The following is a 7,860-nucleotide window of genomic DNA, read 5'->3' on the forward strand; positions in this document are numbered from 1 at the left end:
GCGCCCGCAGCCGGGCGAGCGGCGCGAGCAGATCCTGCAGGCGCTGGCGGCGATGTTGCAGCAGCCGGACGGCGAGCGCATCACCACCGCCGCGCTGGCGCGCCGGCTGGGCGTGAGCGAGGCGGCGCTGTACCGCCACTTCGCGAGCAAGGCGCAGATGTTCGAGGGCCTGCTGGACTTCATCGAGGAGAGCGTCCTCACGCTGGTGCGCCAGATCACCGCCCAGGACATGGACGGCACCCAGGGCACGCGCACGGCCGGGCGCATCGTGGCGATGGTGCTGCAGTTCGCCGAGCGCAACCCGGGCATGGCGAGCGTCATGGCCGGGGACGCGCTGGTGCTGGAGCACGAGCGGCTGCGCGAGCGCATGAACCTGTTCTTCGACAAGCTGGAGGCGCAGTTGCGCCAGGAGCTGCGCCTGGCCCTGCAGGCGGCCGGCGCGGCCACGCCCATGGCCACCGCCCAGCTGCGCGCGGCGCTGCTGGTGGACTGGCTGCGCGGGCGGCTGCAGCGTTATGTGCGTTCGGGTTTCCGGCAGGCGCCGACGGCGCAGTGGGAAGAGGCGCTGGCGTTGCTGCTGTAGCGCGGTCCGGGTTTACCCCAAAGAGCACCTGCGCGTGCGCCAGGGGGCTGGCGCTGGGCTGGACTTTTGTGCAAAATAGAACGATCGTTCGTTTTATTGACCCATGCCAGAGTCCCGGTCCCCCACCCGTTCCAAGGCCGCGCGCGCCGATGCGCGCGACGGCCGCGCCCTGCACAAGGGCCAGCAGACCAAGACGGCGATCATCGACGCGGCCCTGGGCCTGGCTTCGCAGATCGGGCTGGAAGGCCTGTCCATCGGAGCCCTTGCGGAGGCCACGGGGATGAGCAAGTCGGGCGTGTTTGCCCACTTCGGCTCGCGCGAGGAGTTGCAGATCTCCGTGGTGCGCGAGTACCACCAGCGCTTCGAGCAGGAAGTCTTCTACCCCGCGATGGCCGAGCCGCGCGGGCTGCCGCGCCTGCGCTCGATGTTCGACCACTGGATGCTGCGCACCTCGATCGAGATCGATTCGGGCTGCATCTACATCAGCGGCGCCGTGGAGTTCGACGACCGCGAGGGCCCGGTGCGCGATGCGCTGGTGGGCTCGGTCTCGACCTGGATGGCGGCGATGCGGCGCGCCATCGTGCAGTGCAAGGAATGTGGCCAGCTGCGCGGCGACACCGATCCCGACCAGATGCTGTTCGAGATCCACGGCCTGATCCTGGCGCTGCACTACGAGGCGCGGCTGCTGAAGACGCCGGGCTCGGTCGAGCGCGCCCGGCGCGGCTTCGACCACATCCTGGCGCGCTACGGAAGCTGAGCAGGCGCCCCCGTTTTCCATTTTTCTTCTTCCTTCCACCGTTTCTTTCCCAGGAGTGCACCCATGCCCATCTACACGCCCCCGCTGCGCGACATGCAATTCGTGATGCACGAAGTGTTCAAGGTCACCGACGAGTTCCAGGCCATGCCGGCGCACGCCGAGGTGGACCAGGACACCATCAACGCCGTGCTGGAGGAGGCCGGCAAGTTCGCCGCCGGCGTGATCTTCCCGCTGAACATCAGCGGCGACGAGGAAGGCTGCAAGCTGGACGTGCAGACGCACGAGGTCACGCCCCCGAAGGGCTTCAAGGAGGCCTACCGGCAGTACGTGGAGGGCGGCTGGCCGGCGCTGTCGTGCGCCACGGAATTCGGCGGCCAGGGCCTGCCGCACACCGTGAACCAGTGCCTGTACGAGATGCTCAACAGCGCCAACCAGGCCTGGACCATGTACCCCGGCCTGTCGCACGGCGCCTACGAGGCGCTGCTGGCGCACGGCACCGACGAGCAGAAGAAGACCTACCTGCCCAAGCTGGTCAGCGGCGAGTGGACCGGCACCATGTGCCTGACCGAGCCGCACTGCGGCACCGACCTGGGCCTGCTGCGCACCAAGGCCGAGCCCCAGGCCGATGGCACCTACAAGATCACCGGCAACAAGATCTTCATCAGCGCCGGCGAGCACGACTTCACCTCCAACATCGTGCATTTGGTGCTGGCCCGCCTGCCCGACGCGCCCAAGGGCAGCAAGGGCATCAGCCTGTTCGTGGTGCCGAAGTTCAAGGTGAACGCCGACGGCTCGCTGGGCGAGCGCAACCCGATCTTCTGCACGGGCCTGGAGCACAAGATGGGCATCCACGGCAACGCCACGGCGCAGATCGCCATCGACGGCGCCATCGGCACGCTGGTGGGTGAACCCAACAAGGGCCTGGCCGCCATGTTCGTGATGATGAACGCCGCCCGCCTGGGGGTTGGCAACCAGTCGTTGGGTCTCACCGAAGTCGCCTTCCAGAACGCGCTGGCCTATGCCAAGGACCGCCTGCAGATGCGCAGCCTGTCGGGCACCAAGGCCAAGGACAAGGAAGCCGATCCCATCATCGTGCACCCCGACGTGCGCAAGATGCTGCTGACTGCCAAGGCCTACGCCGAAGGCGCGCGCGCGCTGCAGATCTTCTGCACGCTGCTGCTGGACAAGGCGCACCACCACCCCGACGAGAAGGTGAGGAAGGACTCGGACGAGCTGGTGGCCCTGCTGACCCCGATCGTCAAGGCCTTCATCACCGACAACGGCCACGTGGCGACCAACGCCTGCATGCAGGTCTTCGGCGGCCACGGCTACATCAAGGAATGGGGCATGGAGCAGTTCGTGCGGGACAACCGCATCAACATGATCTATGAAGGCACCAACACCGTGCAGTCGCTGGACCTGCTGGGCCGCAAGGTGCTGGGCAACAACGGCGCGACGCTCAAGAAATTCGGCAAGCTGGTCGGCCAGCTGGTGCAGGAAGAAGGCGTGAACGAGAAGATGGCCGAGTTCATCAACCCGATCGCCTACCTCGGCGACCAGATGACGAAGTTCACCACCGAGATCGGCTTCCGCGGTTTCCAGAACCCCGACGAGGTGGGCGCTGCCGCCGTGGACTACCTGCGCGTGGCCGGCCACCTGGTGTTCGGCTACATGTTCGCCCGCATGGCGCAGGTGGCGCTGCGCGCGATCGAGGCCGGCAACACCGACCCGTTCTACGTGGCCAAGCTGCAGACGGCGCGCTTCTACTTCGCCAAGCTGTTCCCCGAGGTCCACACGCTGATGCGCACGGCGCGCGCCGGCGCCAAGGTGCTGATGGACACGGACGCGGCACTGGCCTGATAGTGGCACCTGCCCCCGCCCGCACCAGCGCGGGCGGAGGGCCCTCCCTTCCCGAAGACCTCTTTTCGATCCTGGAGCCGCCATGAACAAAGCACTTGCAACCCTTCTTCTCGCAGCCGTCGCCGTCCCCGCCTGGGCCCAGATGAGTCCCGTGGGCCTGTGGCGCAGCATGGACGACAAGACCGGCGAGGCCAAGTCGGAGATCCGCATCTCCGAGCAGGACGGCATCCTCGAAGGGCGCATCGAGAAGCTGCTGCGCAAGGACGCCGACCCGGCCGCCAAGTGCGTGGAGTGCAAGGACGCGCTCAAGGACCAGCCCATGGTGGGCCTGCCCATCATCACCGGCGCGAAGAAGGCCGAGGGCAAGGACGTGTGGGAGGGCGGCAAGATCCTCGATCCCGAGAACGGCAAACAGTACACGCTGCGCCTCACGCCCATCGAAGGGGGGCAGAAGCTCGAAGTGCGCGGCTCCATCGGCCCCTTCGGCCGCACGCAGACCTGGCAGCGCGTGCAGTAACCCATTCCTCATCCCTAGCAAACCATGTCCCGATTCAACGTCAGAAAAGTCGCCGTGCTCGGCGCGGGCGTGATGGGCGCGCAGATCGCCGCCCACCTCGTCAACGTGAAGGTGCCGGTGGTGCTGTTCGACCTGCCTGCCAAGGAAGGTCCGAAGAACGGCATCGTCACGAAGGCCATCGCCAACCTGAAGAAGCTCAAGCCCTCGCCCCTGGGCGTGGCGGACGACGCCGACCTGATCGAGGCGGCGAACTACGAGGAGCACATGCACCTGCTCAAGGACTGCGACCTGGTGATCGAGGCGATCGCCGAGCGCATGGACTGGAAGCTGGACCTGTACACGAAGATCGCGCCGCATGTGGCCAAGCACGCTCTTCTTGCGAGCAACACCTCGGGCCTGTCGATCACCAAGCTGTCGGAGGCGCTGCCCGAGGGCCTGCGCCCGCGCTTTTGCGGCATCCACTTCTTCAACCCGCCGCGCTACATGGTGCTGGTCGAGCTGATCAACACGCCGACCACCAACCCCGAGGTGCTGGACCAGCTCGAAGCCTTCGTGACCACGGGCCTGGGCAAGGGCGTGGTGCGCGCGCACGACACGCCCAACTTCATCGCCAACCGCGTGGGCATCGCCGGGATGCTGTCCACCATGAAGGAGGTCGAGAACTTCGGTCTGACTTTCGACGTGGTGGATGACCTGACGGGCAAGAAGCTGGGCCGCGCCAGCTCGGGCACCTTCCGCACCGCCGACGTGGTGGGGCTCGACACCATGGCGCACGTCATCAAGACGCTGCAGGACAACCTGAGCATCGAGACCGACCCGTTCTACGACAGCTTCGGCACGCCCCCGGTTTTGCAGAAGCTGATCGAGCTCGGCCACCTGGGCCAGAAGACCAAGGCGGGCTTCTACAAGAAGGTGGGCCGCGACATCCTGCGCTTCGAGCTCGACAGCGAGGAATACGTGCCCGCCGGCCAAAAGGCCGACGAGGTCTATGGCCGCATGCTGAAGAGGCCCGCCGCCGAGCGCCTGAAGCTCCTGCGCAACGCCGAGGGGCCGCAGGGCCAGTTCCTGTGGGCGATCCTGCGCAACAGCTTTCACTACGCGGCCGTGCACCTGGCAACAATAGCCGATACCGCACGCGACGTGGACCAGGCGATGCGCTGGGGCTTCGGCATGAAGCAGGGGCCCTTCGAGCTGTGGCAAGAGGCCGGCTGGCTGGAAGTGGCGAAGATGATCCAGGAGGACATAGCCGCCGGCAAGGCGCTGTCGAAGGCGCCACTGCCCGAGTGGGTCTTCAAGGGCCCGGTGGCGGATGCCGGCGGCGTGCACACGGCGCAGGGCTCGTGGAGCCCGGCCCGTGGCAAGTTCGTGCCGCGCCGTCAGCTGCCGGTGTACGAGCGCCAGTATTTCCCGGAAAAACTGCTGGGCGAGGACAACCTGCCCGACTGGCGCACGGCCGGCACCACCATCAGCAACTCCGACGCGCTGCGCGTCTGGACGCTGGACAAGGAAGTCTGCCCGGCCGGCGGGCGCGTGCTGATCGCCAGCATCCAGAGCAAGATGCACGCCATCAGCCCGGACGTCATGGAAGGCCTGACCGAGGCGCTGGAGCTGGCCGAGCGCGAGTACGAAGGGCTGGTCATCTGGTCGGGCGATGCGCCGTTCTCGGTGGGCGCCGACCTGCAGGCCACCATGCCGGCCTATGTGGTCGCGGGCATCGCCGCCATCGAGGGCGTCGAGCAGGAGCTGCAGAACCTGATGCTGCGCCTGCGCTACGCCCAGGTGCCGGTGATCTCCGCCATCCACGGCATGGCGCTGGGGGGAGGCTGCGAGCTGGCCATCCACAGCGCGCGCCGCGTGGCCCACATGGAGAGCTACATCGGCCTGGTGGAAGTGGGCGTGGGCCTGGTGCCGGGCGCGGGCGGCCTGACCTACATCGCCCGCCGCGCGGCCGAAAATGCCGCCAAGTCCACCGACAAGGATCTGCTGCATTTCCTGACCGAGGGCTTCACGGCGGCCGCCATGGCCAAGGTGGGCACCAGCGCGCTGGAGTCCAGGAAGCTCGGTTACCTGCTCGATGACGACATCATCGTGCCGCACAAGGACGAGCTGCTGTTCGTCGCTGTGAACGAGGCGCGCTGCATGAGCATGGCCGGCTGGCGCGCGCCCATGAAGCGCCTGTTCCCCGTGGCGGGGCGCAGCGGCATCGCCACCATCCGCGGCCAGCTGACCAACATGCGCGACGGCGGCTTCATCAGCGAGCACGACCAGCGCATCGCCACCATGATCGCCGAGGTGGTCTGCGGCGGCGACGTCGATGCCGGCACGCTGGTGAGCGAGGAATACCTCATGCAGCTCGAGCGCCGCGCGTTCTGCACGCTGATCGAGCACCCCAAGACGCAGGAGCGCATCCTGGGCATGCTGAGCACCGGCAAGCCGGTGCGCAACTGACGGCGTCGCACAAGGGAAGACACAACCATGAAACAGATTCAAGACGCCTACATCGTCGCCGCGACGCGCACGCCCATCGGCCGCTCGCACCGGGGCTATTTCCGCAACTACCGGCCGGACGACCTGCTGGCCACCATCCTGAAGGCGGCGCTGGCACAGGCCCCTGGCCTGGACCCGCAGGCCATTGAGGACGTGATCTGCGGCTGCGCCATCCCCGAGGCGCAGCAGGGCCTGAACGTGGCGCGCATCGGCGCCGTGCTCGCCGGTCTGCCGACCAGCGTGGGCGGCATCACCGTGAACCGCTTCTGCGCCTCGGGCCTGTCGGCCGTGGCCATGGCGGCGGACCGCATCCGCGTGGGCGAGGCCGACGTGATGATCGCCGCCGGCGTGGAGAGCATGAGCATGGTGCCCATGATGGGCAACAACCCCTCGCTGTCGCCGTCCATCTTCGAGCGCGATGGCGACGTGGGCATCGCCTACGGCATGGGCCTCACGGCCGAGAAGGTGGCGCAGCAGTGGAAGGTCTCGCGCGAGGCGCAGGATGCCTTCGCGCTGGAATCGCACCGCCGGGCGATCGCCGCGCAGCAGGCAGGCGAGTTCAAGGACGAGATCACGCCCATCGAGGTAACGGAGCGCAGCGTCGACCTGGAGAGCGCCGAGGTCGCGAAGCAGACCCGCACCGTGGACCTGGACGAGGGCCCGCGCCCCGACACCTCGATGGAGGGCCTGGCCAGGTTGCGCACGGTGTTTGCCGCGCGCGGCTCGGTCACGGCGGGCAACAGCTCGCAGACCAGCGACGGCGCCGGTGCGCTGATCCTGGCGAGCGAGGCGGCGGTCAAGCGCTTTGGCCTCACGCCGCTGGCGCGCTTCGTCAGCTACGCCAGCCGCGGCGTGCCGCCGGCCATCATGGGCATCGGCCCGATCGAGGCGATCCCGGCGGCGTTGCGCTATGCCGGCCTGAAGCAGGAGGACATCGACTGGTACGAGCTGAACGAGGCCTTTGCCGCGCAGTCGCTGGCGGTGATCCAGTCGCTGGGATTGGACCAGGAGAAGGTCAACCCCATGGGCGGCGCCATTGCGCTGGGCCACCCGCTGGGCGCCACCGGCGCGATCCGCTCGGCCACCGTGGTGCACGCGCTGCGCCGCAAGAACCTCAAGTACGGCATGGTCACCATGTGCGTCGGGATGGGGCAGGGCGCGGCCGGCATCTTCGAGCGCGTCTGAGCCTTCGGGCCGCTGCCTTCCCTCGCGCCCACGGGGGAGGGTGGTTTCAGGAGACACCATGCAGCAGCTTGCCCTGCCCGTGCCCGGTGCCGCCCATCCGCTGGCCGTGCGCCGCTACCTGCCCCCGGACGGTGCGCCGCCGCGCGCGAGCGTGGTCATCGGCGCGGCCTTTGGCGTGCCGCAGGGCTTCTACGCCCGCTTCGCCCAGTGGCTGGCCGAGCAGGGCTGGGCGGTCAGCACCTTCGACTACCGCGGCCAGGGCGCTTCGCTGCACGGCCCCATGCGCGCCGTGTGCGCCGACCTGCACGACTGGGCGCGCGACTACGACGCCGTCATCGCCCATGCGGCCGAGGCGTTGCCGGGCCGCCCGCTGTTGCTGGTCGGCCACAGCCTGGGTGCGCAGCTGCCCGGGCTGCTGCAGGAGAAACACCGCGTTGCCGGTCTGCTCGCCGTGGCCGCCGGCAGCGGCTA

The 7,860-nt window shown here is 68.2% G+C and carries 7 protein-coding genes; all 7 read left to right on the forward strand.

All coding sequences use genetic code 11. The features are described 5' to 3' along the window. The coding region (slmA, locus tag A612_RS04480) for a nucleoid occlusion factor SlmA (protein WP_019373348.1) at nt 1-583 on the forward strand (583 nt) is incomplete at its 5' end. 103 nt (nt 584-686) lie between these two features. Further along, entirely contained in the window at nt 687-1,340 is a 654-nt protein-coding gene (locus A612_RS04485; RefSeq protein ID WP_019373349.1) for a TetR/AcrR family transcriptional regulator, read from the forward strand. Between the two features lie 63 nt (nt 1,341-1,403). After that, nucleotides 1,404-3,200, forward strand: coding sequence for an acyl-CoA dehydrogenase C-terminal domain-containing protein (locus A612_RS04490; RefSeq protein ID WP_019373350.1), 1,797 nt, complete (start codon nt 1,404-1,406; stop codon nt 3,198-3,200). Between the two features lie 82 nt (nt 3,201-3,282). Then, nucleotides 3,283-3,717: a DUF2147 domain-containing protein gene (locus A612_RS04495; protein ID WP_040436067.1), complete on the forward strand. Its 435-nt coding sequence runs from the start codon at nt 3,283-3,285 to the stop codon at nt 3,715-3,717. Nucleotides 3,718-3,741: 24 nt separating this feature from the next. Then, complete coding sequence (locus A612_RS04500; protein WP_040436068.1) at nt 3,742-6,165, forward strand: 3-hydroxyacyl-CoA dehydrogenase/enoyl-CoA hydratase family protein; 2,424 nt, start codon at nt 3,742-3,744, stop codon at nt 6,163-6,165. A gap of 27 nt (nt 6,166-6,192) precedes the next feature. Continuing rightward, nucleotides 6,193-7,389, forward strand: a complete 1,197-nt coding sequence (locus A612_RS04505; protein ID WP_019373353.1) for an acetyl-CoA C-acyltransferase — start codon at nt 6,193-6,195, stop codon at nt 7,387-7,389. 58 nt (nt 7,390-7,447) lie between these two features. Further along, nucleotides 7,448-7,860 (forward strand): alpha/beta fold hydrolase (locus tag A612_RS04510; RefSeq protein ID WP_019373354.1); only part of this gene is annotated, 413 nt, incomplete at its 3' end.

This window comes from Melaminivora alkalimesophila (assembly GCF_000282995.1).
Classification (GTDB): domain Bacteria; phylum Pseudomonadota; class Gammaproteobacteria; order Burkholderiales; family Burkholderiaceae_C; genus Melaminivora; species Melaminivora alkalimesophila.